This window comes from Marinomonas sp. MED121 (assembly GCF_000153025.1).
In the GTDB taxonomy this organism is placed as follows: Bacteria; Pseudomonadota; Gammaproteobacteria; order Pseudomonadales; family Marinomonadaceae; genus Marinomonas.
This window is the reverse complement of sequence record NZ_CH672429.1, coordinates 1,197,706-1,214,942: the sequence shown is the minus strand read 5'-3', so window position 1 is coordinate 1,214,942 and position 17,237 is coordinate 1,197,706. Positions and strand designations below refer to the sequence as shown.

13 protein-coding genes are annotated in these 17,237 nt (G+C 42.8%); 10 read left to right on the top strand and 3 right to left on the bottom strand.

What is annotated here, in order from left to right:
- The first annotated feature begins 238 nt into the window (after positions 1 to 238).
- The 10 genes from MED121_RS05605 (at position 239) to MED121_RS05555 (ending at position 12,765) form a co-directional block, all read left to right on the top strand.
- Entirely contained in the window at positions 239 to 3,727 is a 3,489-nt protein-coding gene (locus MED121_RS05605; RefSeq protein WP_131470975.1) for a hypothetical protein, read from the top strand.
- A 181-nt stretch (positions 3,728 to 3,908) separates the two neighbouring features.
- Positions 3,909 to 4,280 (top strand): DUF3467 domain-containing protein, encoded by a 372-nt coding sequence (locus MED121_RS05600; protein WP_009832658.1) that lies wholly within the window; start codon positions 3,909 to 3,911, stop codon positions 4,278 to 4,280.
- 699 nt (positions 4,281 to 4,979) lie between these two features.
- Complete coding sequence (locus tag MED121_RS05595; RefSeq protein ID WP_009832657.1) at positions 4,980 to 5,294, top strand: hypothetical protein; 315 nt, start codon at positions 4,980 to 4,982, stop codon at positions 5,292 to 5,294.
- 50 nt (positions 5,295 to 5,344) lie between these two features.
- Positions 5,345 to 6,459 (top strand): IS3 family transposase gene (locus MED121_RS05585; protein WP_085987748.1). Its coding sequence is split into 2 segments (ribosomal slippage): positions 5,345 to 5,597 and positions 5,597 to 6,459, totalling 1,116 coding nucleotides; the frame shifts between segments, so codons are not numbered across the junction.
- 2 nt (positions 6,460 to 6,461) lie between these two features.
- Positions 6,462 to 7,949 (top strand): type I secretion system permease/ATPase, encoded by a 1,488-nt coding sequence (locus MED121_RS05580; protein ID WP_009832656.1) that lies wholly within the window; start codon positions 6,462 to 6,464, stop codon positions 7,947 to 7,949.
- Complete coding sequence (locus MED121_RS05575) at positions 7,942 to 9,267, top strand: HlyD family type I secretion periplasmic adaptor subunit (protein WP_009832655.1); 1,326 nt, start codon at positions 7,942 to 7,944, stop codon at positions 9,265 to 9,267. Before MED121_RS05580 ends, MED121_RS05575 begins: the two co-directional genes overlap by 8 nt.
- Positions 9,257 to 10,588 (top strand): TolC family outer membrane protein, encoded by a 1,332-nt coding sequence (locus MED121_RS05570; RefSeq protein ID WP_009832654.1) that lies wholly within the window; start codon positions 9,257 to 9,259, stop codon positions 10,586 to 10,588. The genes MED121_RS05575 and MED121_RS05570 overlap by 11 nt, the downstream gene beginning before the upstream one ends.
- Positions 10,589 to 10,709: 121 nt before the next feature.
- Positions 10,710 to 10,994: a metalloregulator ArsR/SmtB family transcription factor gene (locus MED121_RS05565; RefSeq protein ID WP_009832653.1), complete on the top strand. Its 285-nt coding sequence runs from the start codon at positions 10,710 to 10,712 to the stop codon at positions 10,992 to 10,994.
- A gap of 189 nt (positions 10,995 to 11,183) precedes the next feature.
- Positions 11,184 to 12,149 carry a permease gene (locus MED121_RS05560; protein WP_009832652.1) on the top strand — a complete coding sequence of 322 codons (966 nt, stop codon included), beginning with the start codon at positions 11,184 to 11,186 and terminating at the stop codon, positions 12,147 to 12,149.
- A gap of 166 nt (positions 12,150 to 12,315) precedes the next feature.
- Positions 12,316 to 12,765 carry a hypothetical protein gene (locus MED121_RS05555; protein ID WP_036178793.1) on the top strand — a complete coding sequence of 150 codons (450 nt, stop codon included), beginning with the start codon at positions 12,316 to 12,318 and terminating at the stop codon, positions 12,763 to 12,765.
- Positions 12,766 to 12,976: 211 nt separating this feature from the next.
- On the opposite strand, the gene MED121_RS05550 is transcribed toward MED121_RS05555, so the two are convergent.
- The 3 genes from MED121_RS05550 to MED121_RS05540 form a co-directional block, all read right to left on the bottom strand.
- On the bottom strand, positions 12,977 to 13,834 hold the full coding sequence (locus MED121_RS05550; protein ID WP_009832650.1) for a universal stress protein: 858 nt from the start codon (positions 13,832 to 13,834) through the stop codon (positions 12,977 to 12,979).
- 23 nt (positions 13,835 to 13,857) lie between these two features.
- On the bottom strand, positions 13,858 to 15,927 hold the full coding sequence (locus tag MED121_RS05545; protein WP_009832649.1) for a tripartite tricarboxylate transporter permease: 2,070 nt from the start codon (positions 15,925 to 15,927) through the stop codon (positions 13,858 to 13,860).
- Positions 15,928 to 16,077: 150 nt separating this feature from the next.
- Positions 16,078 to 17,184 (bottom strand): tripartite tricarboxylate transporter substrate-binding protein, encoded by a 1,107-nt coding sequence (locus MED121_RS05540; protein ID WP_009832648.1) that lies wholly within the window; start codon positions 17,182 to 17,184, stop codon positions 16,078 to 16,080.
- Positions 17,185 to 17,237: the final 53 nt, after the last annotated feature.

The window sequence follows — 17,237 nt, the reverse complement described above, 5'->3', positions numbered from 1 at the left end:
TATCATTTTTTAATGACTTAAAAATTCTAATACTTTTCAAGGTATCAAGATTAATAAAACACCCCTTCGAATGTCCTGTGGTTAATGATAAAACCCAACTTATATTTTAATGCCTATCTTTCTTCTAAATTGAGTTTTTTGCTATTCAAATGCGCTTTTTAAAGTGATTTAGTGAAATCTCATGAAGTCTAAGAGTGAAAATTTAGATTTCACCGTATAGAAAATGAGGATGTTTATTATGGCTTATACAGATAATAGTTACTGGAATTCAATAAGTTACTCAAACACTACGAACTATGATGATTCCGAGTGGGGCGTTCAGACTAAAACATTAACAGCAAGCTCAAATAATGATAAATACACTGGCTTCGACGACTTAGAGTTTGTAAAAACAGATTATGTTTTATGGGAGGACTATTACGAAAACCCTAATTTGAATATTTATATGGGAGAAGGGGATGATTGGCTAAGTTTTGATATAAATAAAACAAACTCAAGTGACTTCCAAGATTGGCATAATATGGATCTTTATGTTGAATTGGGGACAGGTCATGATTATTTCTATCTTGATAGTGATGGAGATCACTCATCGGATGATGTCGATATATACCTAACGCTTGATGCCGGAGAAGGGGACGACTACGTATACTTCGATTCAAATGATAATGGCTCTTCGACAGTTATAGGTGGGGCTGGTAGCGATTACATTAAAACCAAAGGTACGAATGATGTTATTTATGGGGATTATGATGATTCCACAGCAGAAGTCAGTGGTTATGATTACGACGATATTATAAGCAGTGGAGGTGGCTCAGATACCATTGAAGGTGGCTATGGTGATGATTACATCGATGGTGGTGATGGTGCTGATACCATTAATGGTGGTGACGGTGACGATATCATAGTAGGCGGCAGTATTAATTCCAGTGGTGTGGATGAACTAACAGGGGGAGAGGGTAACGATATTTTTGTTGTGAGTGAATGGGCAACAGATGGAACATCAGAAAACCCTTTTGGAGCAGACTGGGGAATATGGCGCGGTGTTTATACGGGTGCAGATGTGATCTCCACCATTGGAACAATTGCTGGTGTAACGAGTCCTGTTGCTTCATTTTTTATGGGGGCCATACTTTCTAATGGTGCCAATGCCCTTGCCACTTGGCTTACAGCGGCTGATGACAGCAGTGTTGAATTAGATGCCAGCGACTCGACCTACAGCGACATCACAGACTTTAATATGCAGGATGATTTGTTGGTGTTACCGACGATAGAAGGTATTTCTTTTAGCGCGGATACAACTGGGTCTGGGACGGACACCATACTCGAATTTGATTACGATGGGGGAACGGGAACATTCTTGAAGCTGGCTTTTGAAGGTCAGGAGACTAATAGTTCCGCGACGGGTTTTTATGCTGAGTTTCTTGATGCTATTGGTGAGGATTACAACTTTACTGATCAAGATACATTGGCGGCAAGTTTTGCAGAAGTGATGCTAGATTCCATCGTTATCTTGGAAGAGGATGACAGTGGCAATATTACCATAACTCAAAATGGTCATACTGAAACCTATACAGACAGCGAATTAGATGAATACTACAGCACAAATTGGTCATCACTGCTTGCTGATGATACAAGCATAATGCTTTTGGGGGCTGATTTTGGCTATACCTCTGAGTTTACTGCCTCAACCTCTCAATACATATCAGGCGGCTATTCAACGGATGCCTTTTTTGGTGCTCAAAACTCAGGCGCTAGAGCTTATGTGGCAAGTTTTGATGGGAGTGATCTTTATAACCATAAAGATAATGATTTTGGCTTCTACTTTAATGGGGGAGAGGGTAACGACACGATTTCATTTGATGGTTATGAAGGCAGTTCAGGTGTCACCATTGACCTTAGTACAGAAGCTCAGGCGGCTTATGGAAGTGTCGCGTCTGGAAATGATTCTGATGAAGATGAAAACATTACCTTAGTCAGTGTCGAAAATATCATAGGTACTGCTTACGACGATCACCTTACAGGTAATGAGGATGCAAACTTATTCGCTGTTGGTGGCATTGATGATGGTATAGATGGCGGAGGTGATGACACAATAATCGGTGGATATGGTTACGATACCGTGTATTTGGATACCAAAATTCAGTATTACACCCTTACTTCTATGGACTTAATTACTGAAGATGCCAGTGGTGATGAAACTGACATGACGAGTATTGAGTTTTTGCAGTTCGATGGCAGGGGCAGTGAGCGTTATGCGTATTCAAGTGATACCAATACCATGTCTGTTTACAGTGTTGACTCTGAAATTGTAGATGCGTCTTACTTCTCCGATTGGGTATTTAGTAATGAAACGGGTGAAAAATTAAGAGGCCGTGGAGAGGATGACCACTTTATTGGTGCTGGTGGTGACGATACCATCTATGGTGATGGTGAAACTTGGGATAGTGGTAATACCGATACGGCCTACTATTTAGGGGGGGTGGCTAGCTATTTTATTGACTATGTTAGCGATACAGATCTAGAAACTACAGTGGAAGATCTTAATACTACCACTCACGATGAAGGCACAGACACCCTATATAATGTTGAAATTTTGAGTTTTGCCGATGGTGTGACGATAGATTTATCTAGTGAAACAATTATCACGGGTGATGATAGCGGTACCCAAATTGGAGGGCTTAATACGGATGCGTGGATTTTTGCTGGTGCTGGTGACGACACTCTTTATGGTTGGTTAGGTGATGATCATATTATCGGCGGTGAAGGCGATGATTATATTAATGGTTGTGGTGACGATGACACTGCTTATTATGCAGGAGGTGTGGCGGGTTATCTAGTTGAAAGCATTAGCGATACTCAACTTGAGATTGAGGACATTGATACAGCTAATTACGATGAAGGCACAGATACGATAATAGAAGTAGAAACACTGAGTTTTGGTGACGGTGCATCCATTGACTTATCTTCAGATTATATCGTCACAGGGACGAGTCAAGATGATACTTTATTCGGAAGTAATCAGGATGAAGATTCTTGGTTGTTTGGTGGTGATGGTGATGACACCCTTTCTGGCTTATATGGTGATGATCACTTTATTGGCGGTGAGGGTGACGATATAGTGTACGGAATGCATTTATATATTCCTGATGATTCAGGGGTTATTAACACGGCCTATTATGCAGGAAGTATTGCCGAATACTTAGTTGATTCTGTCAGTGACACATATTATGAAACGACAATAGAAGACTTAACCACCAGTGATTATGACGAAGGTACTGATACCACTTATTACGTTGAAAAACTGAGCTTCGGTGATGGTGCCACAATCGATTTGACGAGTGAAACAATTAAAACCGGTTCCGATTCCGCCGATATACTTCATGGTGAGGATGATGCGGCTTGGCTATTTGCAGGAGAAGGTAATGACACCCTATATGGTTGGAAAGGGGATGATCATCTTATCGGTGGTGAAGGCGATGATGCCATCTATGGTGGCTCTAATAATTACAATAATAGTAGTGATCTTGATACGGCGTATTATGCTGATGTGATAGATAACTATGATATTACTGTTTGGCAAGATGACTCAGGTAATGACTGGGCGACCATAGAAGATGTTGGTAATGATGGTTATGACGAAGGTCTAGATACCCTCAAGGATATTGATAGCTTCGTATTTGCCGGTACTGAGTACAGCATACTCGATCTAGCAGGTATGGCTGCTTAACATTCACCTAATTAGACGGTTGGGTGAGTGCAAGTTAGGCTATGGCCATGAATTCATTGTTTTAAATTCATTGTTTTAAATTTATTACATTGAATTCATGTTCTAAGTTTATTGGCGAGTTCTCTTCCAACTCTTTTTTTCTAAATTAATTGAATCAGAATCCTTTAAAGAGAGTTTTATTATGACAGACATGACAAATCTAACGGCTGAATCAGCATCTCAAGATAAACAGCAAAAAATCCAAGTGCGTGTAAACCGTGAAAACATGACAACGACTTATACTAATGCCATTCAGCCTATCCCCAGTGCCGATGAGGTCATGCTGGATTTTGGTCTTAACCATGAAGTGCCAAAAATGGGCAAGCAAGAGGAAGGCAGCCCCAGGGAGTTCGCCCTTGATATTAACCAACGTATTATTATGAATTATGCCACAGCTAAAAAACTTGCCCTGATGCTCACACAAGTGGTGAAAGGCTATGAAAAAGACTTTGGTGATATTCAACTTAATCCAGAACAACGTCGTGTTAACTCAGCAGAAGATACTAATCTTTAACGGTCTGTTTAAACCTTTCCTTTTTTAGCTTTTTTCTTCTTTAGTTTGCCCAGCTCATATTAAAAAATGCGCTGGGCTTTTTATTATGCAACGTTTCCAAGTGAGCGCGTCGAATTAATAGATGCTAAATAAGAAAGGTCTAATTTGAGGTAATGATATGAGTGCCTAACTCTTTTATTTTGAATGACTTGAAAGATATTTTTCTACAATAAATTTTTTAATTTGCCTGTATGTATTTAAAAAAAGACCTATTAAATGTCCTATTTTGAATAGCGAAGTTAAACCCTCACCTTAATTAATCAGAATTTTCATAAACCTCAGGTTTTCCATTTTAAATAGGTGTTGAAAGTGATTTATTGCACATTCAGCCTAATAAAGTTGCTTGATAAAAAGGGTCTAATTATTAAAGGTAAAAGTCGCAAGTCTGATAGGACATAAGTGGATTGTGAGCCTGATTAAACTGGCTAAATTAAGCTTGATTGCTATCAGGTTTTAATCAGTTAAAAGGTTAGCTAAGGACTCATGATACAGCCTTAACCCCCCTAATAATTTACCGCCTAAATACACAAGACATGGATATTGGCTGATCTCGCTTTATGTCGAAGATAAACGGCTTATTGCTAGGTATTCGTCATCAAAAAGTGGCGTTTTGTGATGTGGACACAATGAATCAGATGATAGGTAAATAGGATTAGCTTTATGAGTGACAAAGCGACGGATAAGCCCAGATCAATTGTGTACGATGCACTCGCCGCCTCACGGGGTGCGTTTGTGATGACAATCTTTTTTAGCTTGGTGATTAACCTTTTAATGCTGGTGTCACCCATCTACATGTTACAAGTTTACGACCGCGTTCTTACCAGCCGAAGTGAAGAGACCTTAATGGCATTGAGTGTCATGGCGGTGGGCTTATTACTTATATTGGGTGTGCTTGATATGCTCCGTTCGCGAATTCTATCGCGTATTGGTGCACAGGTTGATCAGCGTTTGGGGGGTAATCCCCCCGAAAAATAATAGAGGTCAGTCGTAGAGTTTTCTAATAAGCTAATTACTAGGAGATCACGATGAAAAATAAAACCTATTCAGACAGTCAAATCATGGGCATCTTAAACCAAGCCGAGGCAGGAGTGCCCGTGGCGGAGCTGTGTCGCGAGCATGGCATTGGTAATTCGACCTTTTATAAGTGGCGAGCCAAGTACGGTGGTATGGATGCCTCTTTAATCACTCGAATGAAAGAACTCGAAGAAGAAAACCGTCGTCTTAAAAAGATGTATGCCGAAGAAAAACTCAAGGCAGAGATCATACAGGAAGCCATGGCAAAAAAGTGGTGAAGGCCGCTGACCGCAAGCCGATGGCCAAACAGGCTGTGGTGACTTATCACCTCAGTATTGCATCTGCCTGTCGGACGTTTAAGATCAGCGAGACCTGCTACCGTTATCAGCCTAAACTTAATGATGAGAATCAGTTGATTGTTGAGCAATTAATCGGGCTGACTCAAAATCAGCGTAACTGGGGCTTTGGGCTATGTTTTCTCTACTTCAGAAATGTCTGTGGTTATCCATGGAACCATAAGCGTGTTTACCGTATTTATCGTGAGCTACAGCTCAACATGCGCATCAAACCTCATAAACGCTTAGTCCGTGAAAAGCCTGAACCCTTAGCGGTGCCAGAACAAATCAATGAATGTTGGTCAATGGATTTTATGCATGATCAACTCTCAGATGGTCGACGTTGCCGTTTGTTTAACGTGATTGATGACTTTAATCGAGAAGGGTTAACTATTGATGCGGACCTATCCTTACCAGCAGAACGTGTTATACGCGCACTCAATCAGATTATTGAGTGGCGAGGTAAACCTAAAGCGATACGGTGTGATAATGGCCCTGAGTATATCAGTGAGAAGCTGGCAAGTTGGGCACAAGAAAACAGCATTGAGCTCAGTTTTATCCAACCTGGCAAACCACAGCAAAACGCTTATATAGAGCGATTTAACCGTACAGTGAGATATGATTGGCTGAGTCATTACTTGTACGAAGATATTAAAGCGCTTCAAGATAAAGCAACGCACTGGTTATGGACTTACAATAACGAGCGACCTAACATGGGCATTGGTGGCATTACACCGATACAAAAAAGGCGTTTAACGCAAACTTTAAAGTCTACACCTGAACTCCATTAAAAATGGGGGGATTACCGGGGCAACCGGTATTTACTGCATTGCAAACGGTAAGGTTACGGGGGGGAGATACTTCGCCAACGCGTTCTCTGACCGAGCTTGATTCATTACGCCAGTTTTTAAGCGGCCCAGGGCCATCATCCTTGTTCGATTCCCCTTGGGTGCCTTTATATTTAATGCTGCTTTATTGGATGGATCCTACTTTAGGTATGATCTCAATTTTTGGCGCTGTCGTGTTGTTTGCTATCGCCCTGCTTAATGATTGGTTAACACGTCGTTCGTTACAAGAGGCGAGTAACCAAAGTAGTCAGGCCCGCCGCTTTGCAACCAAGACCTTACATAATGCAGAAGTATTGGAAGCCATGGGGATGTTTGCGCGCATGCGTGAGCGCTGGCATACAAAGCATCTGCAAGGGTTAATGTCGCATTTAAATGCAAGCGATCGAGGTGGCTTATTAATTGCGCTTTCAAAAACGATTCGCATGTGTTTGCAAACAGCCATTTTGGGTATGGGAGCGCTACTCGCCATAGAGCAAATTATAAGCCCTGGTGTCATGATTGCAGCTTCCATCATTATGGGTCGAGCTTTAGCGCCGGTTGAGCAGGCGATACATCAATGGCGAGGATTTGTCGCGGCAAGAAGCGCCTATCATAAGTTGTCAGAATTGATGGAAAAAGCACCTAAAGACAAAGACCCTCTTACTTTGCCTGCCGCAAAAGGCCAAATCGCTTTTGAGAATGTGATTGGGGGCCCGCCTGGCAGTAAAAAAGATGTATTAAGGCGTGTTTCTTTTGCTCTGCAACCGGGCGAATCCTTGGGGATTATCGGGCCAACAGCATCGGGTAAGTCAACCTTAGCGCGTATGTTGGTTGGTGTTTGGCTACCTCGTATGGGAACGGTACGTTTAGATGGGGCTGTTATTAGTGATTGGCCAAGTGATGATCGTGGCCAATATATTGGCTATTTACCGCAAGATGTTGAGCTTTTTGCCGGCACAATTGCTCAAAATATCGCTCGATTTACAGAATCACCCGACTCTGAAAGTGTTATTAAGGCGGCACAGCAAGCGGGTGTACATGAATTGATATTGCGCTTAAGTGAGGGTTATGAAACTCAGATTGGTGACGAGGGGGCGGTACTGTCTGGCGGCCAGCGTCAGCGTATCGGTTTAGCACGTGCATTGTACGGGGACCCTTCTTTAGTGGTGTTGGATGAGCCAAACGCTAACCTGGATACAGAAGGTGAGTCGGCCTTAGGCCAAGCTATTTTAAGCCTAAAAGAGCGTGGCTGTACGCTAATGGTCATCGCTCACCGTCCAAGTGCTCTTGCCCATGTGGATAAGTTAATGGTGCTGCAGACGGGCTTGGTACAGGCTTTTGGGCCTAAACAAGCGGTGCTTGCAAAAATTGCTGAAGCCGGTGGCAATCTTAATAACTTGCATGATTTCTCTTCGAAAAAGCCTCCCAAGGCTAAGGAGATTGCAAATGGCTAATCTAGCATTGGAGACATCAAAACCATCTCTTACAAATATGAGTGTCAAACCCTCAATCATCGCTGGAATTTTGATTATTTTAGTCATGTTAGGCGGATTTGGCGCTTGGGCTACTATGGCTAATTTATCTGGGGCAATTCTGGCCTCGGGGGTGGTTACCCTAGATTCAAAACGTAAAACAGTACAACACCTTGAAGGTGGGATAGTGGCTGAAATTCTGGTTAGTGAGGGGGAAAAAGTGGATAGAGGTCAGCTGCTCGTCAAGCTTGATGACACAAGAGCCGCCGCAAACCTTGCTAATATTGAGGCTCAAATTGATGTCTTTTTAGCCCGCTTAGCAAGATTAAGATCCGAACAAAACCTAGCAATGGAAATCTCTTTTAATCATATTTTTAAAGCTCGGCGTTATGAACCTGTTGTCGTCGAGATGATTGAAGGTCAAACCGCACTGTTTAAAGCTCGCCGCGAGAGTCTTGAGGGTGAGATCACCTTACAGACACAGAAGAAGGTTCAATATTTAGAGCAAATTCAAGGGTTAGAAGCGCAGATAGCCGCCAGTAAAAAGATAGAGGCTATCTCCGCAGAAGAGTTAGTTACGACGCGAAAGCTCTATGACAATGGCAACCTGACATTGCAGCCAGTCTTAGATCTGGAAAAATCATTAGCGCATCTTAAAGGGCAAATTGGAGAGTATCAGGCAAATATCGCATCCGCGAGAGCGGGCATAGCAGAAAGTGATTTAAGAGTATTGCAGCTGAGAATAGATTTTCGTGAAGCGGTAGAAAGTGAATTATTAGATGTTCAGGCAAAGATTTTTGAATTGCGTGAGCAACGAATAATGGCAAATTACGAGCATAACCGGGTGGAAATTCGAGCCCCTAAGGGCGGTAAAATCATGGATTTAGGAATACACACAATAGGCGGTGTGCTAAGTCCTGGGCAAGCCATTTTAGATATTGTGCCAGAAGAAGATGAGTTAATTGTTGAAGCACGTCTTCAAACACAGGACATTGATAAGATTTCCATGAATCAAACCGCCGTGGTAAGAATGTCGGCGTTTAGTTCTAGAACAACACCTGAACTTAATGGTCTGGTCAGCGGGGTTTCAGCAGACAGTTTTATCGATGAGACGAACGGTATGTCATTTTATAAGTTACGTATTCGTATTCCTCAGGATGAAATGGAAAAACTTAATGAGTTGGTATTAATGCCTGGCATGCCTGCTGAAGTGTTCGTACAAACAGAAGCTAGAACCATGGTTTCATATTTAATGAAGCCTTTATCTGATAGTGCGTTAAGGGCCTTCCGTGAAGATTAATTGGCACTGGCTTCGCCAGATAATTTCCGTATCGACAGGTTCAATCATTGCCTTTTTATTCACTATTTTATCAAGCCCTGTGTTAAGCCTTTCTCTTAATGAGGCTTATCAGCTAGCTTTGCAGGATGATCCCAAGTTGCAGTCGGCTTTCTCTTCCCAAAAAGCGGAAGCAGAATTACTAAAGCAGCGTAAGAGCTATTTATTGCCTGATATTGCCTTTGAGGCGGAGAAGGGTTATCGCAATACTGCGCCAGATGTTGGTAATGCAAGTACCTATGATAATTACGGTATTACTTTAAGCATGCCCCTTGTGAATAAAGAGCTTTGGAAAAATATTGAAGCAGAAGAGTTAACATTAGATAAGTCAGAGCTGCAATTAGAATATGAAAAGCAAGCAGTGGTTGAACGCGTCACCTTAGCATATATTGGGGTGCTGGAGGCGAACGTAAAGCTTGATGCTGCGATAGAAATTACCAATGCATCTAAGCGTCGATTAGACCAGGTCCAGGATACCTTTGATCAAAGGCTAGCCACATCAGCAGACTTGATCGAGTCAAATGCTGCTTATGATTTAGCCAGTGCACGCGAGGTGCTTGCAAGAGGGGATGCAGAAACAAGTTGGGAGGCGCTTTATCGTGTTACCGGTCTTGAAGAGCCAACGAACTTGAAGCAGTTAGATATGGCTTACCCTATTTTGGCACTGCAACCTGCTAGCCCGAGTTATTGGGTGGACAAGGCATTGAATAATAACTTTAGCCTTAGGTTAGCCCAGTTCGATCTTGATATTGCTGACCAACAAATCTTAAGTGCTCAAGCCCGCTATGAGCCCACTATTGCGCTTGTTGCTAGCTATGAACATATAAATGATGATCTGCGTGTTTCTGAAAAAGTGGGTCGAAGCTCCGTGAGCCTGACATTTGATTTGCCCTTATATCAAGGAGGTAGTTTCGATTCAGCTATTAAGGAATATCAACATAGGCGCAATGCGTCCATGGGAACCTTTGATGATGGTAGAAGAGAGATCAAGCAGCAGGTGCGCACCTTAGTACAACGTTTAAATAACAGTGTGGTATTTGTACTTGCTCTCAAACAATCTGTTGTGTCTGCAAAAGCAGCATTAATAGAAAATGAAAATAACTACCGTGTTGGCAGACGAAGTATTGAAGATGTGCTTACTGCTGAGCGCCGCGTACATGAAACGAAACGAGACTATTTACTCGCGCGATATGGTTATGTGCGCAATCTAGTGTCACTTCAAGGCCTACTTGGTGGATTGTCTAGTGACTATTCAGCAAGGCTAGATTTATGGTTGTCCTCCTAACATGGCTTAAGCCAAGGAGCTACTCACCATGACTGGCAAGTTTAAGTGTGATTAGTAAAATATATATTTTAATATTTCCAAAAATATTGAAATATCTTTTGCCTTGGTTCATACTGCCAAAATGAATCAAGACAACGCAACTAATATTTTATGTGAGTTAGGCCACGCCACTCGATTTTCTGTTTTTCGTTTGTTAATAAAAGCGGGGAATAAGGGGTTAGTGGTGGGGGATATTCAAAAGCATTTGGATATTTCAGGGCCAACCCTATCACACCATATTCGAAGGCTCACTTCTGTGGGTTTGGTTAAGCAAAACAGAGATGGGCGTAGCTTATATTGTGTGGCTCAATTGGATGCTTTTCGTGAAGTGATGAACTTTCTGGAAGAAGAGTGCTGTACCTTGTAAGGTGCTAAATTGAGCGGCTGACAGGTTATTAGATAATAGATATCAATAATATAAAATGGCCTAACTACTTAACAGTAGTTGGTCATTTTTTTGAAATTATATTTCGATGTTTTTGGAAATATAAAACTATTTGAAAGAAACTATTTAAAAGAAACAAGTTAAACAAAAAGATTAACAAAGAAGGTGGTTATGATAGATCTATCTAGTTTGGGCTTAACGGGTGAAATGCAGACAATGCTTATGGATTCTCTGTCTATGTTTATCAACTTGTTTATTGAGTTAACCCTACTCTTTCTTGCGATTAGTTATCTGGTTTCTGTGATTAATCAAAAGTTGCCAGCCGATAAAATTCAGGCCCTTTTGGGCGGTAGAAAAGGCCGTGGTTATCTCACCGCCGCGGGGCTGGGGGCGATTACGCCGTTTTGCAGCTGTTCAACTATCCCCATGTTAATTGGCTTATTGAAAGCCAGAGCCGGCTTTGGACCAACCATTACTTTCCTGTTTACCTCGCCTTTATTAAACCCTATTGTGATCGCGCTGTTTGTCCCTATTTTAGGCTTTAAGATAACGCTTTTATATGCGTCTTTGGCCTTGGTGGTTTCTGTCTTTGCTGGCGTTTTATTACAGTCACTGGGTTTTGAGCGCTTTATTAAGCAAGAAATGTTAATACCAACGACTAAAGCCAATGCCTGTGCTAGTTCTGATTCTACTACTAACAAATGTACAAGTAGCAAAAAAGCGCCAAGTATTTGGCGAACTGCTTGGCAAGAAACCTGGCCTTTATTTATGTCTATGCTGCCTTACATGATTATTGCCATGATGATAGGTTCATTTGTACATGGTTTTGTGCCGGCTGAATTCTTCTCTCAGGTCGCAAATGCAGATAATCCAGTGGCTGTGCCGACTGCCGCATTAATTGGTATTCCGCTTTATATTCGCGTGTCCACCTTGTTACCTTTAGTGGGTTCTTTCTTAGCGAAAGGTGTGAGTATTGGCGCTGTTATGGCTTTGGTAATCGGCAGTGGTGGTGCAAGTTTACCTGAACTGATTTTGCTAAAACGACTATTCCAGTGGCCCATGCTAGTGGCCTTCTTATTGGTGATTTTTAGCATGGCTGTTTTTGCTGGTTTTACTTTTAACCTCTTGTTTGCTTAAGCAAAAGCCCTAGTTAAGCCCTTCATCCAAGATTCAACAAGGGTTTAGCAAGAGGCGGTTTAAATCATAATAGATACCTTTATTCGCTGAATCCCTTTAAGATTGTGAGTATTAAGTTTTTAGTAGGCCCGAGTTAATGTTCTTAAAGTGTGTAATGGTGTTTATCATGGCAAATTGTCTAATACTGACATCGTCAGTATTTGCAATTAGCCAGACTGATAACGCTGAGACTAGGGTCGATCAAAGTCATCTTAATACCATTACAGAGGTCATCAATACCTTACGTTTACTGCAAAGCGCGCAAGATTATGAGCAAGCTTATGGGGCAGTGTCGCAGCTCGATTTGGCCATGGATGACATCATGTCTCAAGGTTTTGCCAAAGTGGGCGAAGATTTTTTTAAAGCGCAAACACTCAAATCTGCCCTTGAAGTTGTTTTAGTGGAAAAAAAACATGACCTTGATGCTTGTTATAGCGCTAAGTTGAGCTTAAAAGTCGACTTTGGCCTAAGAAGCCATGATGGTTCGGAGCTTTCCCCCTATGATTATCCTGCCATGGTAAAAGAAGCTTATTTCATGCTGGATAAACTGTGCAAACTTTACCCTTCTTCAATGTAACTCTTTTAATGTCACTTTTTCAGTGATGCAGCCCTTTAAAATAGCTGCTATCAGTTATTTGCCGCATCTCTTCATCTTGTCTTAAATTACATAAACTCATGCTTGCTTTTAGTACTTTGAAATAGGTTAACGACAGGGGGTAACAGGCCGCTGTCGCTAATCTCATCTGGGATTTTCGGTATTAATTTATAGGAAATAATGATTACTGCTTTTAGTGCATCATAAAAATGGGAAGATCAGACTTGGCCAGCATATGACGAGTCACACCGCCAAAGATTTGTTCACGCACACGTCGTCTTGTGTAGGCGCCCATTATGATGAGTTGGCTTTGATGGTTTTTAGCGAAATTCATCAAGGCTTCCCCCGTGGCGCTGTGCTTATTATCAAACTGCTCAATAATGCTATTGATGCCATGGCTTTTCAGATAATTCGCCAGCTCATTCGGGCTTGGTTGACGATACCCTTTTCGAGTGCTGGTGGTGATAATGACTTGCTGGGCCCTTTTTAGAATGGGCAGAGCATGGCTGATTGCTCGGGCTACTTCTGTGCTGGCATTCCAAGCGATCAAAACCTTATCCGCTTTAAATTGGGTCATGGTTCTTGGGACCAGCAAAACAGGCTTTCCGCTACGCATAATGGCAGCTTCAAAGGTGGCCGTAGACTTACCTGACTTAGACTGAGGAATAATGACAAGGTCTGATACCTTGCCTTTTTCTGCAACTAGCTCACTGCGTAAACCATTTACTTCGACCCAGTGGGCTGTGGTATTTCTACTTGAAGCTTGCTCACTTAGCTTGATATCTAGCTTGCGACATAATTTAGCAAATTCTGTCTGCAGTGTTTGTGATTCAGACTGAGAAAACTTACCCGCCAGCGACTCTAATTCTCGTACTAGCTTGGTAGGGATGCCGATAGCGCCTTCTGGAATAAATTGTCTCGGGCTCACTTGGGCATGCAGCACTTCTAAATGGCCATCAAAGTAGTTAGCAACAGAAAGGGCGCCTTCAAGACGTTCACTAATATGACCACTGGTGGACAAGGGCATTAATAAGGATTTTGGGGTAATCATAAAAATCTCCGCGAGAAAACTCCCTAGCCAATTGGCCAGGGAAGTTGAACTAGGTCTTGTAGCAGGCCACGGGGAAGATCTAACACCATGACATGGGATAAAACACTTAAGAATAAAACGGCACTCATGGTGAGAGAGGCGGTTTTAATAAAAGAAGTACGGGCTTTTAAGACCAAGAAGGCAATAAAAAAGAGGCTGATGGAAATGAGGTAGCCAAGGACAAAACAACCAAGAATAAGACCAACCAACCAATAGATGTAATGCATCAAGCTGGCAACACTTTGATCGCCTTTGTAGCCGGCTACGATTTCATTATCAAAGTTCACCGGATCATCAGGTTTATGAGTGACGAGCTTATAAAGTACCGTGCCTGACAGTATGAGCATGAGAGCGGATAAACCTGCGGTAAACACGCCCCCTAAAAAGGATTGCTGTAAAGAGTCATACAAACCATAGGCAAAGGTCAGACAAACTGCAGTGGCAAACACCACCTGTGGGCGAATGGAGTACTGAGTCTTAGCTGATGCTTGGACTAGCTTGTCTTTCTCATTGCTTTCAAAGTTTTTCGTTGCAGAGCCGTCAGCGTTATCGAAGTCGTCAGCGCCATTAGTATCATCTGACTCATTGTTAGTATCAGAGTTACTTGCATGTCTTGTGGCAAAGTAAATCGAAACCGCCGTCATGATGCCAATGATGATAACGCCCGGCTTAAGTAGGAAGCCCCAACCATCAAACTGTACCGCTTGATATAAATAGGTTTCCATACCGCCAGCGAGTACAAAGCCGATTAAGAAAGCAGGTCTTGGCCAGCCAAAACGCTTCATTAAAATGCCTAATAAACCAATGCCTAGTAGCGCCATCAAATCACCAAGATCACGAGTCGCTTGGAAAGCGGCAAAGCAGATCACCATGATCATAAAAGGGGCCATTAGGGCATAAGGTATGGTGGTGAGCTTGGCGACCCATTTGGATAGGATTAAACAAGCGCCAGCACCAATCACATTTGCCATCGCAAGAGACCAGACAATGGTGTAGGTGATGTCTAAATCTGTGCTGACCATAGCTGGGCCGGGTTCAAGGCCGATCAATACCATGCCACCCAAAAATACCGCCATACTGCCAGAGCCTGGAATACCAAAGAGTAGGGTAGGGATAAGGCCACCGCCTTCTTTGGCGTTATTGGACGATTCTGGCGCTATGACACCACGCACATCACCCTTACCAAATTCTGATTTGTCTTTTGAGGTTTGAACCGCATGACCATAAGCGATCCAATCGACAACGCTACCACCAAGGCCTGGTAAAGCACCCACAATACAGCCGATAACAGCACAACGAATTGCCAGCCATTTGTTTCGAACTAGGTCTGTGACCCCTTCAACCCAGCCACTGCCTAGTTTTGAGGCTTCAGCAATAGGACGGTTCTGTCTTAATAGGTCAATAATCTCAGGAATAGCAAAAATACCTAGGCCCACTACCACTAACGGAATGCCATCCATTAGGTAGTTGTTATCAAAACTCATGCGATATTCACCGGTCGCAGGAGCGCCACCTATGCTGCCAAACAGCAGGCCAATGCCGCAGGCGCTTAAGCCTTTAACCAGACTATTACCCGCCAGCACACCCACCATACTAAGTCCGAGTAAAGTCAGCATAAAGAGCTCAGCTGAGCCAAAGGCTAAGATGACAGGGCGAGCAATCAGAACAAATAAGGTGAGCACTAAGGCGCCAAATAAACCACCGAACAAAGAGGCAGAAAAAGCCGCCGATAAGGCTCTGGCCGCTTGGCCTTTTTTGGCCATAGGAAACCCATCTAATACAGTGGCTTGAGAACCACTTGAGCCTGGGATACCCATTAATACTGAGGTGAAAGTATCAGAGGTGGGAATAACCGCCACCAAACCAATTAACATGGCAAGGGCCGAAACGGGTTCCATTCCGAATAAAAAAGGTAATAGGAGAGAGAGGCCTGCTATGCCACCTAAACCTGGAAAAATACCAATGGCCAGACCCAGTAAAACGCCGCCAGAAAGGTATAAAAGATGAGTGCCCGTGAGTATGGTTTGCAGGGCGATTAAGAATGCATCAATCATGCGCTCAAGCCTCTTAGAGTAATTAAATGGCGAACTATTTTTTTGCCACAGGTGTGGGTTAGGTGAGGCATGTGCGCTCTCCGATAAGTGAGCTTGTCAAAGCCCTGATAACAGGGCTTATCAAAGTGAAAGGGTAAAGATAGTGAGGGATTAAAAGCGTACGTTATACTTTTGCGTCAACCAACTGCGGACCCACTCTTTATCTGCATCTGAGATAGAAAGTGCAGTGTTAAAGGCACTGGTAGCATCGCCATAGATAGCTTGTGGGTAAAGGCCTAACACCTTTTCAGAGCGGCTCTTAAACTCGTCTGATTCAACGGTTTTAGCAATGGCATTTTGCCAAGTTTCAATCACTTCTTCTGAGGTGCCTTTGGGTAAGAAGATACCTTTTTGAGCGGCAAAACCTGCGACAAAGAAAGCTTTCCAAACTTTAAAGTCAGTACCAGACGGGGCTTCACCATGAATCATTTCATAGACTTCTGCAAAGTGAGGGAGATCAGGGAAAGTCGGGTCTCTTTGTAAGCTACCGTCTTCAGCCAAAATACCCCAAGTCATGATAGGGATGGCTTTGCCTTCTTTTACCAGAGGTGTCACTTTTTTCAGGTAAGCGGCACTGGTTTGGTAATCGATGTTGACTTCACCACGTTCAAAAGCAAGACGACCCGCGCCACGGCCTTTCATACCAAAGATCGCTTTTACATCTATGTCTAACATGTCTAAAGCGAGTAGCGGTACTAGGTCTAATGAGGTTGCACCTTGGCTACCATATTTAAGTTCTTGGTTTCTTAGTTTGACTAGGTCCTTCGCTGAGTTTATGCCAAGTTCAGCGTTAGCATAGAAGACACCGCCTGTTGGTGTAGCAAGAACGGCATGCCAGTCTTGGTATTCGTATTTAACGCGACGATCACCTAATAGATAAGGGAATTGCGTTGAGCCTGAGGTACCGAGAACATTAAGTCCATTACTTTTGGCACGACGTTGGAATTGGTTAGCCCCTTTTGTTGAACCACCGCCAGGAATGTTTTTCACCACAACCACAGGCTGTCCCGGTAGGTTTTGTGAAATCATAGGCGCGTAGAAACGTGCCCAAGTGTCTGAGCCGCCCCCTTCTTTAAAAGGAATAATCCATTCAACACGTTCGCCACTAAAGTCAGTTGCCTGTGCGGGGATTGAAAGTGTCGCAAGTACAATACTTGCGCCCGTGATGATGCCTTGCATCAATCGTGTGATTGCGTGTTTTTTAGGTTGAAAACTCATTGTAAGCCTCATAATTATTTTTGTATTAAGGGTGATTGGCGAGCCAATCGGAT